Here is a 20,052-nt window from a genome sequence, read left to right on the forward strand (position 1 = left end):
TTCGCGTGAGTCTTGATGTCTGCACCAACCTTGTCTCCAGATTGTTATGCCTTGCTCGGCGAGCTGCAGTTGCAGCGCGCCGCCAGTACCCGCTATCTGCAGGAACAGCTGCCGCTGGGTCAGGTATTGATCGACAGGTTGACGGCACTCCATGACCTTGGCCTCATTCGGCAGCGTGGCGAGCAGCTCTGGAGCCTGAGCGCCGAGGGCTGCCTGGCGCTGATCCTGGGGGTGCGCCAGGGACGCTGCCCCATGCCGGACTGGTCGCGGATCTCCTCCCTCACCGGTCAGGATCCGGGTCAGGCCCTGGTGCGCTCCCTCTGCCTGGGTCGGGAGGGGGAGGTGCCCGGCTATGTCAATGGCGCCGATCTGCTGGCCCTGCTCGAGCTGCCCGAGGCCCAGGCCCTGCTGGCGGAGGCCAGTCCCCAGTGGCAGCGGCTGCTGCTCGACCACTTGGCCCTGCAGGCCAGCCTCGATGCCTCCCCCGGCCCCTGGCCCCTGGCCGGGGCGGTGCTCGCCCCCGAGCTGGCCACCGCCCATCGCCAGCTGGCCGCCCAGTGGCATTGGCTGTGCGAGGAGCAGGAGTCGGCGGCTCCCTTCACCGATCTGCCCGATGATCCCCATCACTGGCCCGAGCTGATGGCCCTGACCGCTGCCGGCGGTGATGCCCCCCTGGCGCAGAGCCTGATGAGCGCCCTCGGCCTGTGGCAGGGGCGCCATGGCAAGGGGCGTTATCCGGCGAACTTCCTGACCCTGCTCTGGCTCGGCTGGCTGCAACAGGCCGATCCCGAGCTGGCCAATGCCGAGCGCAAGCAGTGGCAGAAGAGCCTGGGGCCGCAACAGGCCCTGTTGCAGGATCTCATCGCCCAGTGGGCGGGGGAGCGCCATGGCCAGGCGGTGGGACTGTTTGACACCCTGCAACTGCCCGCCGAGGAGCTGCACTGGGGCTACCTCTGGCTCGATCTCTGCGCCCTGGCCCGTCACGGTAGCCAGAGCCCTCAGGTCGCCATCCTGCACAAGTGGGATCTGGAGGAACTGCTCGCCAGCGCGCCCCGCCATCGCTTGATGGGTTTTTGCCTGGATTTGTTGCGCCAGCTGTTGGGCAAGCCGGCCCGGCTGGGGCCCCTCGATCGCCTGCCACCGGACCCGCAAGAGGGGGACGAGGAGGACGACGAAGGCAAGGGAGCCGCATCGGCGAGCTGGCTCAACTGGCTGCAGGGACTGGGTCGCGCCAGCGGGGTGCGCAAGAACAAGGAGCAGCTGGTGTGGCTGCTCCATGCCGAGGGGCCCGAGCTCGAGTGCAAGATCCAGAAGCAGAGCACCAAGGGGGAGTGGACCGCGGGGCGCAGGGTCGATCCCGCCCTGCTCTCCAGCCAGTATGCGGCCCTGCTCGATGAGGCGGACTGGGCCCTGGTGCGGTTGCTGCCGCGCACCATGAACCGGCTGCCGGACGAGATCTGGCCCGTGCTCGCCACCCATCCTCGCCTGCTCAATGCCAAGGGGCAGAAGCTGCAACTGGCCCTGAGTGCCCCCCTGTTGCAGATAGTGGCCGAGGGGGACGGTATGCGCGGCGTGCTCAGCCCGGCCCAGGCCGGCAAGGGGGCCCACATTGTGCCCCTGGCCCAGGACTTGTGGCAGCTGATGCTGACGCCGCCCGGCCTGCTGCCCCTGCTGCCCGCCCTGTCGGCGATCCCGCCCCTGCCGGGGGAGGGGCTCGTCACCTTGCAGCAGACCCTCAATGGCATCCAGGGCTTGCCCTGGCACAGCGAGGTGCCTGGGCTCGAGGGCAATGTCGAGCTAAAGCCCTGGCCCGGGTTGGCCTCGGTGGAGCTGGACTGGCAGGAGGGGCAGCTCGCGGTTCGCCTGGTCACCCGGCTCGATGATGTCCCCGCCCTGGCCCTTGGCAAGGGGGAGGCGGTGGTGCGCCAGGGGGTGAAGGAGTCCCTCTACTGGGCGCGGGATCTGGCCGAGGAGAAGCGGGAGGCCCAGTGGCTGCGCAACCAGCTGCCCATGGACTTGCCCGGTACCGAATGGCTGTTGCAGGGGGAGCAGGCGCTCACCCTGGTCAATGCTCTGCCCGAACTGGTGGAGCGGCAGGTGCGCATCCACTGGCATCAGGACAGTGCCCGGCTCAAGAGCCTGGACGAGGCGGCCCTGAGCCTGCGCATCGAACGGCGCCAGGACTGGTTCCAGGTCGAGGGGGCCCTCAGCCTGGATGAGCACGAGGTGCTGGATCTGCGCCTCATCCTGCGCCAGCTCACCCCGGGTCAGCGCACCGTCCAGCTCGACGAGCAGACCAGCCTGGTGCTGAGCGACAAGCTGGTGGAGCGGCTCACCATGCTGGGGGCCATGCTCGACGAGGAGCAGAGGGTCAACACCCGGCTCGCCTATCCCCTGACCCGATTGCTCTCGGTGATCAGCACCCAGGGGGACAGCGCCTGGCAGGCGCTGCAGGCCGAATGGCAGCAGGAGGTGGATTGCCCTCCCGAGCTGCTCACCCCGCTGCGAGATTATCAGAAGGAGGGGGTGCGCTGGCTGGCGACCCTGGCCCATCACGGCTTTGGTGCCTGCCTTGCCGATGACATGGGCCTTGGCAAGACGCTGCAGGCGCTCATCGTGCTGCGCATGCGTCAGCAGCTGGGCCCGGCCCTGGTGGTGGTGCCCAAGTCAGTGGTCACCAACTGGCAGGAGGAGGTGGCCCGTTTCGCCCCCGAGCTGGAGGTGATCACCTTCGAGCCCGGGGTGGATAGGGAGGGGCAGATTGCCAACGCCAGGGCGGGCCAGCTGGTGCTGGTCAACTACGGCATGCTGGGGGGCTTGGCCGCGGCGCTCAAGGGGCGTCACTGGGCAAGCATGGTGCTGGATGAAGCCCAGCAGATCAAGAATGCCGGCACCCAGCGCGCCAAGCTGCTGTTCCAGCTCGACGGCGATTTTCGCCTCGCCCTCTCCGGCACCCCCATAGAGAACCACCTGGGGGAGCTGTGGAGCCTGTTCACCTTTATCAACCCCGGCCTGCTCGGCAGCCTCGGGGAGTTCAAGCGCCGCTTTGGCAAGGCGGTGAAGGATCCCGAACACATGGCGCTGCTGCGGGCCGTGATCAGCCCCTTCATCCTGCGCCGCCTCAAGCAGCAGGTGCTGACCGAGCTGCCGGACAAGACGGAGATAGTGCACCACATCAGCCTCTCCGCCGAGGAGCGTCAACTCTACGAGGCGACCCGGCGCGAGGTGGTGCAGCAGGTGCAGAGTGCCGATGGCCGCGCCCTGATGCATGTGTTGAGCGGCCTGACCCGGCTGCGCCGGCTCTGCTGCTCTCCCTCCCTCATCATGCCGACCTGGGCCCATAGCAACAGCAAGCTGGACGAGGCCATGGCCCTGCTGGACGAGGCCATCGACGGCGGTCATCGGGTGCTGGTGTTCAGCCAGTTCGTCGATTTGCTGAGCCTGCTGCGGGATCGCATCGCCAAGCGGGGCTGGGATTACTGCTACCTGGACGGTGGCTGCTCCGCCAAGTCCCGTCAGGAGTCTATCCTGCGCTTTCGCAACGAGCCGGTGCCGCTGTTTCTGATCAGCCTGAAGGCGGGGGGGACAGGGCTCAACCTGACCCAGGCCGATACGGTGCTGCACCTGGATCCCTGGTGGAACCCGGCGGTGGAAGATCAGGCCAGCGATCGGGCCCACCGCATGGGGCAGACCCAGCCGGTGACCGTCTATCGCCTGGTGTGCGAGCAGACGGTGGAGGAGAAGATAGTGGCCCTGCACGACGAGAAGCGGGCCCTGGCCGATGGCTTGCTGAGCGGCCAGTCCGAGGTGAAGGGACTGGATGTGGAGAGCCTGCGCGCCCTCTTGATGGGGTGATGGCAAGGTCGTGCGGCCCCCGCTGCCCTGCGCCCCCGGCGTGGCGGCAGCGGGGGCCGTTTTGCGTCTGTATAGACTCCTCTCTGCCCGGGCCGGCGCCAATGAGTAAGGGCTCACCCGGCGCTTGTTGGGGCCAGCCACTGCCAGGCTCTGCCTGCGCGTTATCCTGGTAGCTGCCTGTCGCGCTGGCGATCGCTCACCGGCTCAGTCGAGGCGCTCATACAGGTAGAGATGGAGCCGCTCTATGAGGGGGCGCTCCCCTATCTTGCGATCCCGCCTCGGCTGGCGCAGCTTGGGGGGATAGTGGCCCAGGGGCTTGATGGCGGGGGAGGCGTCGGCGCACAGCAACAGGGGGAGGCTCGCCTTGATCTGCTGCTTTCTCGGCTCCCTGTCCCGCCAGAGCAGGTTGATCATGGGGTGGGTCTTGACCGGGCGCCGGATGCGCAGCTCGCTGTCGGCGGACAGGCGGCGGATATCGTAGATCTCCTTGTCCACCATCTGCTGCCACTGCTCTGGATGGGAGAGGGCGGGCACATAGCGGCGACTGCGCTCGAGCATGGCGATCGCCTGCTCCCGGCTGAGGCGGCTGATGGTCTGCTTGTCTGCCCAGGTGAAGCCGAGGGAGTGGAGATCCCCCGCCAGCAGGGTGAGCTGACGGTAGATCTGCAAGGTGATGACCCCGGGCAGGGCGCCGTGGACCAGCTCGAACTTCTCGTCTCGGCCTCCCGCCTGCTGTACCAGCGCCTTGAAAGCCAGCTTGCAGCGGTTTATCTCTTCGATCAGCGGCTCAAGCAGGGGAGCGGCCTCGGCCGGCAGTCGCAGCCAGCCAGGCAGGCGCTGGGTGGATTTGGTCGAGCAGCCGGGGCGGGCGCCATGATGCCGATAGGCGGCGAGCGCGGCCTCCCGGGCCGCCTCTCCCTCGAGCAGCCCCACCTCTATCTGGCTGATGGGATCATGCTCTTGTCCCTGCAACACGGGAGGCAGGGGATAGACCTGAGCCTCCAGCAGGGGGAGGCGGAGGATCCGGCTCGCCAGCTCGGCCAGCAGGCTCTCCAGCTCGCTCATCTGCTGGCGCAGGGCGGCTTGCGGGGTAAAGGTGGCCATGGTTCGACTCTCGGTAAAGGGGAAGGGGGCGCACTCGATGCGGTGCGCGCTTGCGCTTAACTGTATAAATAGACAGTGGTTGGTGTCAACCCGAGTCGGGATCGGCCCAGTGCCGGGCGATGGGTAGGGGTGGCCAGCCAGTGGCGTGCATCTGGGCTCAACCTCATGGGGATAAGGGGCATCTGCGCGGCCGTCACTGCGCTCTGCCCCTGGCGCCGCTTTGCGACACTGTGCAGGCGTCTTGTTACTTGCCTGGCGGGATTGCCAGCCTCAGGGGGATGTCGGCGGGCTGTGGCCTGGGATGATGAAGCCCATCACGGTCAGCAAGGGGCGGTGCGGGCCGAGGGAGACAGGGATAAGCTGCGGGTCAAATGACACCGGCTTGGGCGAACCCTGCTATGTAATCAAATGGTACATTTGTTGATATTTGGCAACATTTTGCGATCAAGCTGGCAGCATGTTGGCGGCGCTTCGGGTGCCCTCTCCCTGAGCCGGAGCACGGTGGCTGCATAAGCGCCAATCTAAAATGCATAGTTAGCCCGGGGTCGGAGAGCACAATCTGCTGTTTGCGCCGAAATGGGCGGTCAGGTTTTTATTTATCATTTAAATTCAAATGGTTAAATTAAAATTACGCCGCACTCTCGCTATTAGTTTTCCTAATGTATTGTATCAAAATTCGTCAATTGAGACAGGGGGAGGCAGCTCCTAAGCTTGCGGCAACTAAATGAGAGGAGCCGCACCATGGCCAACATGATCTACACCCAAGCTGGTTACCAGCAGTCCAGCGAGCTGAACCTGGCGACTCGCGCCAAACAGACCTTCCTGACCTGGCTGGAACGCAGCCGCAGCCGTCGCCAGCTCTCCGAGCTGCCCGCCTATCTGCTCAAGGATATCGGCCTGAACGAAGCCGACCGCTATCAGGAAACCAGCAAGCCGTTCTGGCGTGGTTGATTGACCTGGCATGGATGCCTCGTTTCTCTCCTCGCCTCACCGGCCCCCGGCCAACCGGCTGCTCCCCTGAATCCTCCCTCGTTTCCTCCCTGCTCTGCCCCGCATCTGGTGACTGCATGCCTGTCATCTCCCCTTGCATTGTTATGCTAATGATTGAATTTGTTTAAAAAATTGTTTTTAAGGCAGGGCGCTGCCGTATAATCTGCGCCATCGACAGTGACAAGATGGTGAAACGGATGATCCCTCAACATGACTTCCTGGCGCTGAGTCGTCGCCACGAATGGCAGCTCGATCCCTTCTCTTTTTCCCTGGCCGATGGCGCCCTGGCGCAGGTGTGGGATACCGGTGTGATCTGCATCGAGCCGGCCGACGGCCAGCGCGCCGCGCCTGGCAAGGAGATAGTGCTCTCCTGCGGCATTCATGGTAACGAGACGGCGCCCATCGAGCTGTGCAACCAGCTGCTTGGCAAGCTGCTCGGCGGGGAGCTGAGCACCCGCCACCGGGTACTGTTCCTGTTTGGCAACCCGGCGGCCATGAACCTGGGAGTGCGTGAGGTGGAGGAGAACATGAACCGGCTGTTTAGCGGCGCCCACAGCAAGGGGGAGGGGCTGTGCAACCGGGAGCGGATCCGCGCCATGCGCCTCGAGCAGTATGTGTCCCGCTTCTACTCCGACTCCGGGGCCGAGCGGCTGCATTATGATCTGCATACCGCCATCCGCGGCTCCCGTCACGAGAAGTTCGCCGTCTATCCCTTCCCCCACGAACGCCCCTACAGCCAGGAGCAGATCCGCTTCCTCGGCGCCTGCGGGGTGCGTACCATCTTGCTCTCGAACGGCCCCACCACCACCTTCAGCTATTACAGTGCCCACCAGCATGGTGCCCATGGTTTCACGGTGGAGCTCGGCAAGGTGCGTCCCTTCGGCGAAAATGACATGACCCGCTTCATCGAGGCCAGACAGGCGTTGCAGGAGCTGGTTTGCGAAGAGCGTGTCCGGCTGGAACCCTGGCGACCGGAGGATTTCAACATCTTCACCATCGATCGGGTGATCAACAAGCGCACCGCGGATTTTCGCTTCCTGTTTGCCAGTGATGTCGACAATTTCACCGAATTTCCGCAAGGGTTCGTGCTGGCGGAAGATGGGGAATTGCGCCACGTGGTGGAGCAGGAGCGGGAGGCCGTGGTCTTCCCCAATGCCAATGTCGCCATCGGCCAGCGCACCGTGCTGCTGGTGGTGCCGACCCGGTTGTGGGATGCCTGACCCCCCGGGGGCGATCCCCTTGGCGGGGAGCGGCCTCGCGGCCACATGATGCAAAAAGGAGCCGGGAGGGGCTCCTTTTTTGTTGGCCGTTCGTCAGACCAACTGGCTGCTTTTCAACCAAAATACAGAGGATATCGCTGGGGTTATTTGCTTTTGCCACATTGCGCTTTGGTTAACATCCTGTTTACATTTTAAGGGTCACCTCTGGTGGTGACGTAACCACGGCAAGGAGCCAGTTATGACCCATGTCGACATCCCTTTCCTTCGTTACCTCGATGAGGAGGGGCGCCCGGTCGCCACACTACCGACCTGGCTGGACAAGGAGCTGCTGCACACCTTCTACCGCAACATGGTGATGGTGCGCAGCTATGACAAGAAAGCCATCGCGCTGCAACGTACCGGCAAGCTGGGGACCTTCCCCTCCCACCTGGGGGCCGAGGCGGTCGGGATTGGCGTCGGTCTCGCCATGCAGGCCCAGGACGTCTATGTGCCTTACTACCGTGACATGCCGACCCTGTTCGTGCGCGGCGTGCCCATGGAAAAGAATCTCCAGTACTGGGGCGGCGATGAGCGGGGCAGCGTCTTCAACAAGCCAGACGGCACCCCCTCCGAAGATCTGCCCATCTGCGTGCCCATCGCGACACAGGTGACCCATGCCTGCGGGGTGGCGGCCGCCTTCAAGCTGCGCCATCAACCCAGGGTGGCCGTGGTCACCATCGGCGATGGCGGCACCTCCAAGGGGGACTTCCTCGAGGGGCTCAATTGCGCCGGCGTCTGGCACCTGCCCATGGTGATGGTGATCAACAACAACCAGTGGGCCATCTCGGTGCCGCGCAAGCTGCAATCGAGTGCGCCCACCTTGGCCCAGAAAGGCATTGGTGCCGGGGTGCCCAGCATCCAGGTCGATGGCAACGACGTGCTCGCCGTCTACGATGCCACCCTGACGGCGGTGGAGCGTGCTCGCGCCGGCAAGGGGCCCACCCTGATCGAGGCCATCAGCTACCGGCTCGGTGATCACACCACGGCGGACGATGCGACCCGCTATCGCGACGCCGCCGAAGTCGAAGCGGCCTGGGCGAAGGAGCCGGTCAAGCGGCTGCGTCAGTTCATGGTCGAGCGCGGCTGGTGGGACGAGTCCCGGGAGCAGGCCCTGCTGAGCGAGGCCGCCAGCCAGGTGGAGCAGGCGGTGGCCGCCTATGAGGCCATGACGGCCCAGCCGCCGGAATCGCTCATCGATTACCAGTTTGCCGAGCTGCCCCGGGATTATCTCGGCCAGCGCCAGCGCATCATCGACAAGGCCATGGCCAGGCAGGGAGGGCGATCTCATGAATAAGCCGAGGACACAGGCAGGCATCCCTCTGCTCGCCCTGGGCATGGACTCGTCGTCTCGCATCGAACCCGAAGAGGAGGCCTGCCATGAGTGACATGACCCTGCTCGAGGCAGTCAACCTGGCCCTGCATCACGAGATGGAGCATGACCCGGACGTGGTGGTGCTGGGGGAAGATGTGGGGGTCAACGGCGGTGTATTTCGTGCCACCGTCGGCCTGCGTGACAAATTTGACTTCAAACGAGTGATAGACACCCCCCTGGCGGAAGGCCTGATCGCCGGGGTGGCGGTCGGCATGGCGACCCAGGGACTCAAGCCGGTGGCCGAGTTCCAGTTTCAGGGATTCGTCTTCCCCGGCATGGAGCAGATCGTCTGTCAGGCGGCGCGCATGCGCAATCGCACCCGGGGGCGCCTGAGCTGCCCCATCGTCTATCGCTCTCCCTATGGGGCCGGCATCCACTCGCCCGAACACCACAGCGAGAGCGTCGAGGCGCTGTTTGCCCATATTCCCGGGTTGAGGGTGGTGATACCGTCAAGCCCCAAACGGGCTTATGGCCTGCTGCTGTCGGCCATCCGCTGCCCGGATCCCGTGATGTTCTTCGAGCCGGATCGCATCTATCGCGCCATGAAATCCGACGTGGTGGACGACGGTGTGGGCCTGCCGCTGGATGTCTGTTTTACCCTGCGCTCTGGTCATGATCTGACGGTGGTGGCCTGGGGCGCTTGCCTCCTGGAGGTTATGAAGGCGAGCCAGATCCTCAGTGAGGAGGGTATCCAGTGCGAGGTGCTGGATCTGGCCACCATCAAGCCTCTGGACATGGCGAGCATCCTTGCCTCGGTACGCAAGACGGGTCGCTTGCTGGTGGTCCATGAGGCGTGCGGCAGCTTCGGGGTCGGCGCCGAGATAGTGGCCAGGGTCACGGAGGAGGCGCTCCCCAGTCTCAAGGCGCCCCCCAGGCGCCTGACCGGTGTCGATGCCGCCGTGCCTTATTACCGCAATGAGGAGCACTACCTCATCACGGAACAGGAGATTGCCCAGGCGGCACACCAGCTGATGGAGAACAAATGGCGATGACATGTTTCACAGTGTGGCGCTCTGGCCGCCCGTCAACAAAGCGCCATGAGGGTGTTCAGCGTGTGGTGATGTCCCAGCGGATGGAGAACGGGTCATGAAATATTTCAAATTGCCGGATCTTGGCGAAGGACTGGCCGAGGCGGAGATCGTGGAGTGGAAGGTGGCCGCCGGTGATGAGGTCAAGGTGGATCAGGTGCTGCTCTCGGTGGAAACCGCCAAGGCGCTGGTGGATGTGCCTTCCCCGGTCAATGGTGTCATCGCCCGGCTCTGTGGCCAGGAGGGAGACATATTGCACATCGGCGCCCCCCTGGTGGAGTTTGAGGGGGGCGAGGACGACGGCACAGTGGTCGGCAAGGTGAGCAGCACTCAGCAGCACATGGAGGATCACTTCGTGGCCGGGGTGCTGGCGTCTGGCGGACAGCTGGTACAGGCGATGCCTGCGGTGCGCCTGCTGGCCCAGCAGTTGGGGGTGGAGATCAACAGCCTCAAGGGCAGCGGTGCCGGTGGCCTGGTGCTGGAGCAGGACGTGCAGCAGGCGTTCGAGGCCCAGCAAGGCAGCGGCAACGAATTTCTCAAGGGGGCGCGCCGGGCCATGGCCAAGGCAATGGAACACTCCCACCGCACCGTGGTGCCGGTCAGCATCACGGACGAGGTCGACCTGCGTGCCTGGCGAGCGGATGAAGATGTGACCGTGCGCCTCATCAAGGCCATCGGGGTCGCCTGCCGCGCCGAACCTTCGATGAATGCCTGGTTCGATGGCGAGACCCTGTCGCGGCGCCTGTTTGACGAGGTCAATGTGGCGATCGCGGTGGATTCGCGTCATGGGCTCTATGTCCCCGTGATGGAGAATGTGGCCGAGCGCGAGCCTGCCGACATTCGCCAGGGGCTGGATCGCATGATAGCGGACGTCAAGGGGCGGGCCGTGCCGAGGGAGATGCTGCAGGGAGCCACCATCACCCTCACCAACTTCGGTGCCATTGCCGGTCGCTATGCCAGCCCAATCGTGACCCCGCCCCAGGTCGCCATCATAGGGGCCGGCACCCTGTTCGAGAAGGTGGTGTTCGTGCAAGGAGAGGCGCGGCCGGTAAGGGCGCTGCCATTGTCGATGACGTTTGACCACAGGGCCTGCACCGGCGGCGAGGCGGCGCGCTTCCTCAAGGCGTTGGTGCAGGCGCTGGAGGCGGCGAGTTGCTAGTGGGTGTGCCCCGCGTTGGCGGGGCACAAATATGTTTGCGTAATGAGCAAAGCCACGTATAATCAATCGAGCTTGAAAAAGGCGATGTTTATGTCAATGAATACGATGTTTTGCATCTTTTCCTGTTGTTCATAAGTCACTCCCTCTTTCGAAGCTTTGTCCGCCTTTCAAGGCACGAGTAATTTTTGAATACAGGTTTATAGATATGTCTAACATGATCACCGGTACCGTTAAATTCTTCAACGAAACCAAAGGCTTCGGCTTCATCCAGCAAGAAAACGGCCCGGATGTGTTCGTACACTTCAGCGCCATTCAAGGTAACGGCTTCCGTACCCTGGCTGAAGGTCAGCGCGTACAGTTCTCCGTGACCCAAGGTCAGAAAGGCCCGCAGGCTGAGAACGTAACCGCTCTGTAATTGTTACAGAATTTAAGAAAGCCGTGATGCCTCAGGTATCACGGCTTTTTGTTTGTCCGGCATCCGGGCGGCAGCTATGCTGTGGTGCGCCATGATGGTGGGCGATGGAGGCAGCCGGCTCCAGGTTTTATATAGTGCGATGGAGAACAAGCTGTCTCCCGCCAGCTCTGGCGCGTCTCTCCCCATGTCATGGGGGATGAAGAGGAGAGTGATCGTTTGCGCGAGCCTGTGAAGAGAGGAGCCTGGTTGGCCGCAAGTCTGGTGCTCGTGACGGCCCAGGCTTCACCTTCATCACTCACTGCACCTGAACTCATGGCACCTGAGCCGAGCGCCGCCGCCAACTCTGACTTAGCTGGCGCCGAGCAGGCCAGGATGACCTGCCTGCGCTTCGTCCATGTTCGCCTCGGCGTTGAGACAGCCCCCATCAGCATCGAGACCCGCCCCGTGCTCGCTCAGGTTGGTCAATGGTGGGTGGGCGGCAATGTAAAAGGACCCGAGGGTCCTTTGCTGTTTGCGTGCCATCTGCGCCAGGGGGCGCATTGGGAGTTGCTCGACTTCGCGCTCTGGGCGGCTAGGCCGTCGGCTTGAGGGCGACCAGCAGGTGTTGCAGGTGTTCCACCATCGTCATGCCAAAGGGGGTCAGGTAACCGCCGTCGATGGCACTGATCAGGCCTTGGCTGTGCAGGCGTTGCGCCGCCTGGCACAGGGCATCGCTCATATCACTGCGTAATTTGATCCCCACGCTCATATTCGCCGGATCAAAGCAGGCCAGTATTTTCAGCTCGTGAACAAACTCTTCGGAAATCTGGTCGATCCCAATCATGGACAGGCTCCTTACGCTAATGATGTATGCAAATTAGCACTCCCCAGGGGAGTTTAGTGGGCGCTGGGTCAAACTATTGGCCATTACGGCAAGCGGGCAAGTTGAATGGCGTTTTTTCAAACAGTTGGCACAGATGAGCATTGTTCCACGCCGTGATAGGATAGGGCCTCACCGGCCCGGTTCCACCATCTCCTTTCCAAGGTAGCCATCATGACCCGCATCACCCTGATCTCCTTGCTTCATCAGCTCGCCCCCCGCTTCCCCATCTATCCGGTGGCGCAACTCGTGCCGCTGATCCGGGACCATGAGGGGGAGGTGTGGTTGCCGCCTCTGGCCAGTGCGGATGTGTTGGCCCTGAAGGCGGTCATCCCCTCCCGGATGCTGCGCGAGCTCGCCTCGCTGGCCCCCGGCTGGTGCGAATTTGCCACGGGCGGCGGTGACACGCCCGAGCTGGACGCCCTGGCCAGCTATGACGAAGAGATGCAGGAGAACCTGCAGCTCTACTGGCGCCATCCCGCCAAGATCAATCACCCGATCACCGATAACCTGTTCGAGCTGCGCCGGGAGGTGGTGGACGAGGCCCATGGCGCCAAGCTGGCGGCGGCCTGGGAGCAGCAACAAGCGCTGAGACTGAGCCAGCTGATGGCGGCGGCCAAGGGAGGGGACCTGCTCTGTTTCGTCGAGGTCGAATCGGCTTACTGGCTGCGACAGCGCCTGAGCGAGCAGGAGGGGGTGGAGGTGTTGACCCCGGCGCTGGCTGAGTAACTCCCCGCCAGGCTCGGGTGAATGGGCAAGGTGCGAGGGGGACCGAGCCGTAAGGCGGCAGGATCCGCCCCTGTCACTGGACAAGGCCGCGGCAAGATGTGAACATGGCGCCCTTTATTGCGCGAGCGGCGCCGATCCGGGCCTTTTCTGCCCTCGATTGACTCACTGCCACGCCCACCAGTACCCACAAGAGGCTTGATCATGAGCTATGAACTGACCGATACCGAGCGCAATGCCGCGCTGCAACTGAATGCCGACTACCGCTTTGATCACTTCATCAGCAAGCTGGTCGAGCACGAAGAGCTGTTTGTCCTGACCGACGAGCACGGCGTCATGATGCTGACCACGGAAGACGAAGACTGCATCCCGGTCTGGCCGCACCCCGAATACGCCAAGGCCTGGGCCGAAGGGGAGTGGGCCGATTGCAAGCCCCAGTCCATCACCCTCAAGGTGTGGCTGGAGCGCTGGGTCGACGGCATGGAGCAAGATGAGCTGTGCGTCGCCGTGTTCCCGACCCCGGATCAGGAAGGCATAGTGCTCGAGCCCGCCGACGTGGCCGATGCCATCGCCCAGAAGCAGGCCAAGCTCGGCTGATTGCCCCGCTTCAGGTTGCAACGACAGACCCCGCCAGCAGGCGGGGTCTTTTGTTTTTCCGGTAGTGCACAGGCTCCCGCGGGCGCGCCTCATTGCTGTTGATAGGTGGTATCGGTCAGAGTGACAGCCGGGAAGGCCTGGCCTGCCTTGATGGCGGCTTTCGTCTGCGCTTTTGCCTCCTGGTCAATCCAGAGCAGGCCGCCATAGCTGTAGCCGCTGTTGCCCCCGTCCAGGGGCCAGTAGAGCAGGTCGCTCTTGGGGGTGGCGGCTACCTTGGGCAGCTTTATCCAGCGCCAGGCCGCTTCCCGGGTGTAGGGCACCTGATAGGCGGGCACGAAGCTGGCCAGATCATAGAGGCGCTGCTGGATCTGCCGTGACAGCGCCGCCTTCTTGGCAAAATCGAACTCCTTGTCGTATTGCTCCACCAGGGTCGTGATGGCGCCATCATCTATGTTCATGATGTTGTTGGTCTGGGGCTTGTTGGCATTGACCTTGTGGAAGAACTCCCAGTAGGCGGGATAGCGGCCGCCGCTCCAGGCCATCCAGGCACTCTGGTGTTTCTTCTCCAGCATGGATTTGAAACCGGCGGAGGCATCCATCAGGTTCAGCTCCAGATTGAGCCCCGCCTTCTTCGCCTCCTCCCGCAGCAGGGTGAGGCGCTGGGCATGCTCCGCCGTGGTGTAGGTGATGCTGAGGGAGAGGGGGCGACCCTGCCCGTTTTGCAATATGCCGTTGGGGCCCGCCTGGGTGAAGCCGGCCTTGGCGAAGTAGTCCCGTGCCAGCTTGGGATCGAACGGGCGCGCCCTGATCTCGGTATTGGTAAAGTCATCCTGGCCCGAGCCATAGCTGTGAAGGCGTTGATAATCTCCCCGCAGCAGGGTGGCGAGCATCTTGTCGAGATGGAGGGCGTGCTGAATGCCGAGTCGCACATTGCGATCCTTTAGCAGGGGATCGGCGGTATTGAGGTAGAGCCCCATGGGGGACTGCGGGGTCTGGTTGTAGAACCAGCGCCGCTCGATATAGCCCTTTTCAAACTCCGCCGTCCTGGTCTTGTCGTGCCACCAGTTGGGCATGACCAGGCCGAAGGTATCCAGCTCGCCGCGCAGGAAGTGCTGCCAGGCGATGTTCTGATCCCTGAGCACCTTGACGTCGATCCGATCCGGGTTGAAGCGGTGCTGGAAGTAGCGCTCCCCGTCTCCCCACCAATCCTTGACCCGTCTGAAGGTGATGGATTTGCCCTTCTTCACCTCGCCAATCTGATAGGGGCCGCTGACCGGCAGCACCTTCCAGTTGTACTCCTTGACCCAGTTGGCCGTCAGCTTGATGGCGTGGCTGGGGACGGGCGTAAAGGGCAGGGATTCCAGCAGATCCTGGCGGCTCTTCTCGCTGCCGCTGGTGATGGCGAGGGTGCGCTCATCGAACTTGGTGACCTCGGTTATCTGGGTGCTGTAGTAGTTGTTGTACCAGGGGTCGCTTATCTCCTTGCCGCGCAGCATCTTGAGGGTGAACAGGAAATCATCGACGGTCACCGGCTTGCCGTCCGACCAGCGGGCCTTGGGGTTGAGGCGAAAATAGAGGGTCTTGTGATCGCTGCCGAAGGCCCACTGGTTTGCCAGCATCGGCATGGGGTTGCCGGTGAGGGGGTGGGTGCTGAGCAGTGGCAGGTTGGTCTCCCTGACATAGCCGGCGAAGCCGCCGTTGGAGTCGGGCCCGTACAGCCGCAGGGTCAGGGGAAAACTGGTCATGAAGGTGTGAAAGGTGCCGCCTCGCTTGGCAGCCGGATCGGCATAGACGGGGTCGGTGTCGTTGCTCTCCCAGGCGAGATCGGGGGGCAGGGTGGCGCTCCAGCCAAAGGCGCTCCAGCAGAGGGGGATCACCATGGCCGCGACCCGCATGGCTCGCGCTAAAGAGGGGATGACCGAGGGGGAATTGTGCAGCATGTCCTTGCTCTCCTGATGATGGGCGTCCTGCCGGGTCAACATGTGGGGCCCGAGTGGGCTTGCCCCATGATGGGAACTTTCCCCATCGAGGTCAATGTTCGGCTTGTGCCTTGAACAGCCTCATTTTTCCACCCAGCAGATGAACCACGAAGCCGAGCAGTACCAGGCCCGCCCCCAGCCACTGCAAGGTGGTGGGATGCTCGTCGAGCAGCAGGGCGGCGGCCACCATGCCGACGCAGGGCACCAGCAGGGAGAGCGGCGCCACCTGGGCAACCGGGTAGCGCATCAGCAGCCGTCCCCACAGGCCATAACCGAGCCAGGTGGCGACCAGGGAGAGGTAGAGCACGCACAAGATCCCCTGCCAGCTGATGTGGAGCAGGCTGCTGGCGATGACATCGGGCCCCTCGAACAGCCAGGAGAGGGCGAAGAAGGGCAGGATGGGCACCAGGCCGCCCCAGGCGATAAGGCTCGGCAGGGAGGTGTGATAGCGCAGGCCGATCTGGCGGTTGATGACGTTGCCAAGGCCCCAGCAGGCGGCGGCGCACAGGGTCAGCACGAAACCGAGCAGGGTCAGGTTGCCCTCGCCATGGGTGGCGATGAGATAGAGACCCGCTCCCGCCAGGGGCAGGGCCACCCAGTGATGGGGCTGCCAGCGCTCCCCCAGCCAGATCATGGCGAACAGCAGGGTGAACACCACCTGGGATTGCAGCACCAGGGAGGCCATGCCCGCCGGCATGCCGAACTGCATGGCGCAAAACAGAAAGGCAAATTGCCCCAGGCTGATGGCGCCGCCATAGGCCAGCAGCCAGCGCCAGGGCATGGCGGGTCTGGGCACCAGCAAGATGGCGGGGAAGACCACGCCGACGAAGCGCAGCGCCCCCAGCAGCAGCGGCGGTATGCCCTCCAGCCCCCACTTGATGGCCACGAAGTTGAGCCCCCAGCAGAGAATGACCAGGGCGGCCAGACACTTGTCCTTGGTTTGCATTGGGTTTCCTTGTGCGAGATGGGGCCTGGGTGGCCCGGATGAGGGGATCAGGCCCCGAGCATAACCTCCAACGGGGGGCCGGCGTCAATCGGGAGCGGCGACGCCATGGTGCTCGCCCCTGGCAGGCGCGAGGCCTGGGACCTGATCCGGAGGCTGCGGGCTAAACTATTCGTATCGGCCCGAGTCGGCGGGCCATGCCGCGAGTGGAGGCTCCCAATGAGCGATCATGCCCTGTTACCCCATGGTGAGGATCTGCGCCGGGCGGTGCGCTGGCTGGCACAGGGGCACGCCAACGACCCCCATGCCATCGAGGAGGCCTGTCTGCGCTTCGATCTCTCCCCCCTCGATGGGGAGTTCCTGATGCGCCACTGGGCCAGGCCAGACAGGCATCCCGATGAGCCGATATGAGCCCGCAGGAGGCACCAGAGGGGGCGTATGGGCGCCTTCGCGCGCGGGCGATGGCAGAGGTTCACACGAAGTTGGCGAGGTTGATGCCGTAGTCCTTGGGATCCACCGTACTCTCTATGCGCTCCTGGGTACCTGGCTTGGCCAGATCCAGCCACTGGACATCGAGATAGTGGCGCCGGCCGGCGTGATAGATCACCTTGACCAGCGGCTTGAGCGGTTGCTGCTCGTTGCGTTGCATGACGATGGCCAGCCGCTGGTTGGATAGCTGCACCAGAGTCCCCACCGGATAGACCCCCATGCATTTGATAAAGCGCGTCACCAGCCCCTCGTCGAAGTGGCTGGCGGCGCCCTTGAGCAGGATGCGAAACGCCTGGGTCGGCGGCATCCCCTGCTTGTAGACCCTGTCTGCCGTCACCGCATCGTAGACATCGACGATGGCGCTCATGCGGGTATAGAGGGAGAGCTGGTCCCCCTTGAGCCGGCGGGGGTAGCCTGAGCCGTCGAGCCGCTCGTGGTGGTTGGTGGCCACTTCCAGCATGGTGGGGGTGATGCCGCTGGTGGCGTTGAGGATGTCATGGCTGTGCACCACATGCTCGCGCATGATGGCGAACTCCTCATCGGTCAGCTTGCCCGGCTTGTTGAGCACCTCATTGGGGGTCATGATCTTGCCCACATCATGGAGCAGGCCCCCCAGAGTCAGCTCCTTGAGCACGCTGCGCGCCAGGCCGAGGTAGCGGCCGAAGTTGGCCAGCAGTATGGCCACGTTCATGGAGTGCTCCATCAGGTAGGCATCCTTGGCGCGGATCCTGGCCAGGCAGAGCATGGCGTCGCCATGGCTGAACATGGTGTCCACCATCTCCTCGGCCACCGCCGCCAGGGGGGTGATATCGATGGGTTCCCCGGCCTTGAGGTGGCGAATGAACTTGCCTTGCAGCTCGCGAGCCTCCTGATACAGGCGGCGGATCTTGGGGGCGCGTCCCTCGTCATGAGCGCGGGGGGGCTGACCGGCCCGCACCGGGGGGCTGGCCTGGGGGCTGGCTGGCGCCGGTTTGCTCGGGGCCTGGCTGCGCTCGGGGTCGATGCGCACCGTCAGCACGCCACGGGCCTTCAGGCTGGCTATCTGCTGCCGGGTGTGGACCAGGCCGCTCTGGGCTATCTCCAGGCCGGCACGCTGGCTGACGATGGCGACCACAAACATGCCGGGCGTGAGCGCGTCGACGGCGATGACGGGATGGGCGGAGGTTGAAGACATGGGGTACCGGCTTGCGTGATACTTAAAGCGAGATGGGCGCCAGTCTAGCACCCGGATCGGGCGCCATCACAGGCCCATCGGGCGTTATTGCTGGAGTTGTCACGCTCGGCCGATATAATGTCGCCCTTTTCCCGATGGCAATTGAGGTAGTGAATGCGGCTCGACAAGTTTCTGTGCGATTGTTCCGATTTGACCCGCTCTTTGGCAGGCAAGCTGATCCGGCAGGGTGAGGTGGTGGTGGACGGCATCGTGGTCAAGCAGCCCGCCTTTCACATCAACGAGCAGAGCCAGGTGGAATTTGACGGCGTCTTGCTGACCCTGAGCCAGGGCAATCGCTACTTCATGCTGCACAAGCCGGAGGGCTACGTCTGCTCCAACGAGGATCCGGATCACGCCACCGTGTTCCAACTGCTGGATGAGCCGGCCATGGGCAAGCTCCATGTGGTGGGTCGCCTCGACCTCGACACCACGGGCCTGGTGCTGGTGACCGACGATGGCCAGTGGTCCCATCGCATCACCTCGCCCCGTCACGAGTGTGCCAAGACCTACCGGGTCTGGCTGGCCGACCCCGTGCATCCGGACGCCATCTCCCTGTTTGCCGACGGCGTCTTCCTGCGCAACGAGACCGACAAGACCCGCCCCGCCCAGCTCGAGCTGCTGGGGGAGTGCGAGGCGCGCCTCACCATCCACGAGGGCAAGTACCATCAGGTCAAGCGGATGTTTGCCTCCATCGGCAACAAGGTGGTGGGGCTGCATCGCGAGCAGATAGGCGCCCTGGCCCTGGACGAGGCGCTGGCGCCCGGCGAATACCGCGAGCTGACCGCCGAGGAGATAGCCCTGTTCTGACGGATTAGGGTGAAGGGATGCAACACGGCGGGGCCTGGCAGGCCCCGCCGTTTTTGCGGGTACCCCCTGGGGGGGCCTAATGGCTGCCACTCATGCCCAGCACCAGTATGGTGCCCAGGGTGGCGAGCAGGGCCCCGGCCCAGGCGGGCAGGCTGGGGCGCTGGCCCGAATGCCACCACAGCAGCGGCAGCAAGACCACAGGGGTGGTGGAGGAGAGGATGGCCACCATGCCCACGTCTCCCTGACGCAGGGCGACCAGGATGAGGGTCATGCCCAGGGCCATGGCCAGGAAACCGTTGACCCCTATCATGGCGAGGATGGGGCGATTGATGGGGTTGAGCGGCATGGCGAGGGGCAGACGCAGCAGGCGCAGCCCACAGTGGGCCAGCAGGGCGCTGGCCATGCGCACCCCGGAGGCGCTGACGGGATCCACGGCGCCGCCCGTCATCACCGGCTTGGCGATGATGGCCCCCAGGCTCTGGCACAGGGCCGCGGTCAGGCCGAGCCCGATGCCGATGGCGATGGGGCCGCGCACCTGCTCCCAGTCGTGGGACTGGCCGCGGCGGCCAAACAGGATGGCCAGCATGACGCCGCCGAACACCAGCAGGGCGCCGACCAGGCGCCAGCCGGTCAGGGTTTCGTCAAACAGCCAGAGCCCGAGCAGGGCGGAAAAAAGCGCATGACAGGAGAAGAGCAGGCCGCTGCGCCTGGGGCCCATCCGGTTCATGCAGGCGAACAGGGCGGTATCGCCGATGAAGATGCCGATGAGGCCCGAGAGGATGAGCAGCGGCACGGCGCCGGCGTCGAGACTCTGCCAGCCGCCGGTCGCCAGGCTGGCGCCTCCCAGCATCAGGCTGACCAGGAACATGCGCCAGCGGCTGTAGGCAAAGGCACCCAGGTGGCGGGCCGGTTTGACCGAAATCAGGGCCGCGATCGCCCACAAACTGGCGGCGGCCAGAGCCAGCCATTCGTAACCCATAAAAACTCCCAAAAAAACAGCCCGCAGGACTCCCTCCGCAGGGCAAGCCCGATACAATACGGGGCGTTTTCGGGGATAACAAGGACGGCATCATGCATTCGTCATCAGGCGCGCCGTCGGCCTTCCCCTCCAGTTGGTCGTGAATTGTGAAAAGAGGTCAGTCGTATGTGTCCCCCCCTTGCCCGCCCGCCCCCATGGCGCCGGGTCTCCTCCCTGTTATGCGGCCTGTTGCTGGGCGCCAGCCTCAGTCAGAGCGCCCTCGCCGAGCCGCTGCCGCC

General features: G+C 64.1%; 18 protein-coding genes. 12 read left to right on the top strand and 6 right to left on the bottom strand.

What is annotated here, in order from left to right:
* Positions 1 to 15: 15 nt before the first annotated feature.
* The gene (locus ACW5W4_RS10885; RefSeq protein ID WP_456689374.1) at positions 16 to 3,855 is read left to right on the top strand and encodes a DEAD/DEAH box helicase; all 3,840 of its coding nucleotides are present in this window, start codon (positions 16 to 18) and stop codon (positions 3,853 to 3,855) included.
* 204 nt (positions 3,856 to 4,059) lie between these two features.
* Here the strand turns inward: ACW5W4_RS10885 and ACW5W4_RS10890 are convergent, their stop codons facing one another.
* A complete protein-coding gene (locus tag ACW5W4_RS10890; RefSeq protein WP_456689375.1) occupies positions 4,060 to 4,959 on the bottom strand; it encodes a DNA replication terminus site-binding protein in 900 nt (299 codons plus the stop codon).
* Between the two features lie 741 nt (positions 4,960 to 5,700).
* Between ACW5W4_RS10890 and ACW5W4_RS10895 the strand changes: the two genes are divergently transcribed.
* The 7 genes from ACW5W4_RS10895 (at position 5,701) to ACW5W4_RS10925 (ending at position 11,770) form a co-directional block, all read left to right on the top strand.
* On the top strand, positions 5,701 to 5,910 hold the full coding sequence (locus ACW5W4_RS10895) for a DUF1127 domain-containing protein (protein WP_456689376.1): 210 nt from the start codon (positions 5,701 to 5,703) through the stop codon (positions 5,908 to 5,910).
* Between the two features lie 236 nt (positions 5,911 to 6,146).
* Complete coding sequence (gene astE / locus ACW5W4_RS10900) at positions 6,147 to 7,169, top strand: succinylglutamate desuccinylase (protein WP_456689377.1); 1,023 nt, start codon at positions 6,147 to 6,149, stop codon at positions 7,167 to 7,169.
* 238 nt (positions 7,170 to 7,407) lie between these two features.
* Positions 7,408 to 8,502, top strand: coding sequence for a pyruvate dehydrogenase (acetyl-transferring) E1 component subunit alpha (pdhA, locus tag ACW5W4_RS10905; RefSeq protein ID WP_456689378.1), 1,095 nt, complete (start codon positions 7,408 to 7,410; stop codon positions 8,500 to 8,502).
* 83 nt (positions 8,503 to 8,585) lie between these two features.
* Positions 8,586 to 9,572, top strand: coding sequence for an alpha-ketoacid dehydrogenase subunit beta (locus ACW5W4_RS10910; protein WP_456689379.1), 987 nt, complete (start codon positions 8,586 to 8,588; stop codon positions 9,570 to 9,572).
* Positions 9,573 to 9,666: 94 nt separating this feature from the next.
* Entirely contained in the window at positions 9,667 to 10,767 is a 1,101-nt protein-coding gene (locus tag ACW5W4_RS10915) for a dihydrolipoamide acetyltransferase family protein (protein ID WP_456689380.1), read from the top strand.
* 205 nt (positions 10,768 to 10,972) lie between these two features.
* A complete protein-coding gene (locus tag ACW5W4_RS10920) occupies positions 10,973 to 11,182 on the top strand; it encodes a cold-shock protein (RefSeq protein ID WP_005302803.1) in 210 nt (69 codons plus the stop codon).
* A gap of 246 nt (positions 11,183 to 11,428) precedes the next feature.
* Positions 11,429 to 11,770 carry a hypothetical protein gene (locus ACW5W4_RS10925; RefSeq protein ID WP_456689381.1) on the top strand — a complete coding sequence of 114 codons (342 nt, stop codon included), beginning with the start codon at positions 11,429 to 11,431 and terminating at the stop codon, positions 11,768 to 11,770.
* Here ACW5W4_RS10925 and ACW5W4_RS10930 read toward each other — a convergent pair.
* Positions 11,754 to 12,005: a TIGR02647 family protein gene (locus ACW5W4_RS10930; protein ID WP_427261340.1), complete on the bottom strand. Its 252-nt coding sequence runs from the start codon at positions 12,003 to 12,005 to the stop codon at positions 11,754 to 11,756. The genes ACW5W4_RS10925 and ACW5W4_RS10930 overlap by 17 nt on opposite strands.
* A 210-nt stretch (positions 12,006 to 12,215) precedes the next feature.
* Between ACW5W4_RS10930 and ACW5W4_RS10935 the strand changes: the two genes are divergently transcribed.
* Positions 12,216 to 12,770 carry a hypothetical protein gene (locus ACW5W4_RS10935; protein ID WP_456689382.1) on the top strand — a complete coding sequence of 185 codons (555 nt, stop codon included), beginning with the start codon at positions 12,216 to 12,218 and terminating at the stop codon, positions 12,768 to 12,770.
* A gap of 201 nt (positions 12,771 to 12,971) precedes the next feature.
* Complete coding sequence (locus ACW5W4_RS10940; RefSeq protein ID WP_456689383.1) at positions 12,972 to 13,364, top strand: DUF2750 domain-containing protein; 393 nt, start codon at positions 12,972 to 12,974, stop codon at positions 13,362 to 13,364.
* Positions 13,365 to 13,453: 89 nt separating this feature from the next.
* Here ACW5W4_RS10940 and ACW5W4_RS10945 read toward each other — a convergent pair whose 3' ends face one another.
* On the bottom strand, positions 13,454 to 15,259 hold the full coding sequence (locus tag ACW5W4_RS10945; protein WP_456689390.1) for an extracellular solute-binding protein: 1,806 nt from the start codon (positions 15,257 to 15,259) through the stop codon (positions 13,454 to 13,456).
* Between the two features lie 136 nt (positions 15,260 to 15,395).
* Positions 15,396 to 16,289, bottom strand: coding sequence for an EamA family transporter (locus tag ACW5W4_RS10950; protein ID WP_456689384.1), 894 nt, complete (start codon positions 16,287 to 16,289; stop codon positions 15,396 to 15,398).
* Between the two features lie 216 nt (positions 16,290 to 16,505).
* On the opposite strand from ACW5W4_RS10950, the gene ACW5W4_RS10955 reads away from it, so the two are divergent.
* On the top strand, positions 16,506 to 16,697 hold the full coding sequence (locus ACW5W4_RS10955) for a hypothetical protein (protein WP_427261343.1): 192 nt from the start codon (positions 16,506 to 16,508) through the stop codon (positions 16,695 to 16,697).
* 61 nt (positions 16,698 to 16,758) lie between these two features.
* Here the strand turns inward: ACW5W4_RS10955 and ACW5W4_RS10960 are convergent, their stop codons facing one another.
* Positions 16,759 to 17,949, bottom strand: coding sequence for an HD-GYP domain-containing protein (locus ACW5W4_RS10960; RefSeq protein WP_456689385.1), 1,191 nt, complete (start codon positions 17,947 to 17,949; stop codon positions 16,759 to 16,761).
* Positions 17,950 to 18,102: 153 nt separating this feature from the next.
* On the opposite strand from ACW5W4_RS10960, the gene rsuA reads away from it, so the two are divergent.
* A complete protein-coding gene (gene rsuA, locus ACW5W4_RS10965; protein ID WP_456689386.1) occupies positions 18,103 to 18,795 on the top strand; it encodes a 16S rRNA pseudouridine(516) synthase RsuA in 693 nt (230 codons plus the stop codon).
* A 76-nt stretch (positions 18,796 to 18,871) separates the two neighbouring features.
* Here the strand turns inward: rsuA and ACW5W4_RS10970 are convergent, their stop codons facing one another.
* Entirely contained in the window at positions 18,872 to 19,774 is a 903-nt protein-coding gene (locus ACW5W4_RS10970) for a DMT family transporter (protein WP_456689387.1), read from the bottom strand.
* Between the last annotated feature and the right edge of the window lie 278 nt (positions 19,775 to 20,052).

Source organism: Aeromonas crassostreae, assembly GCF_054052445.1.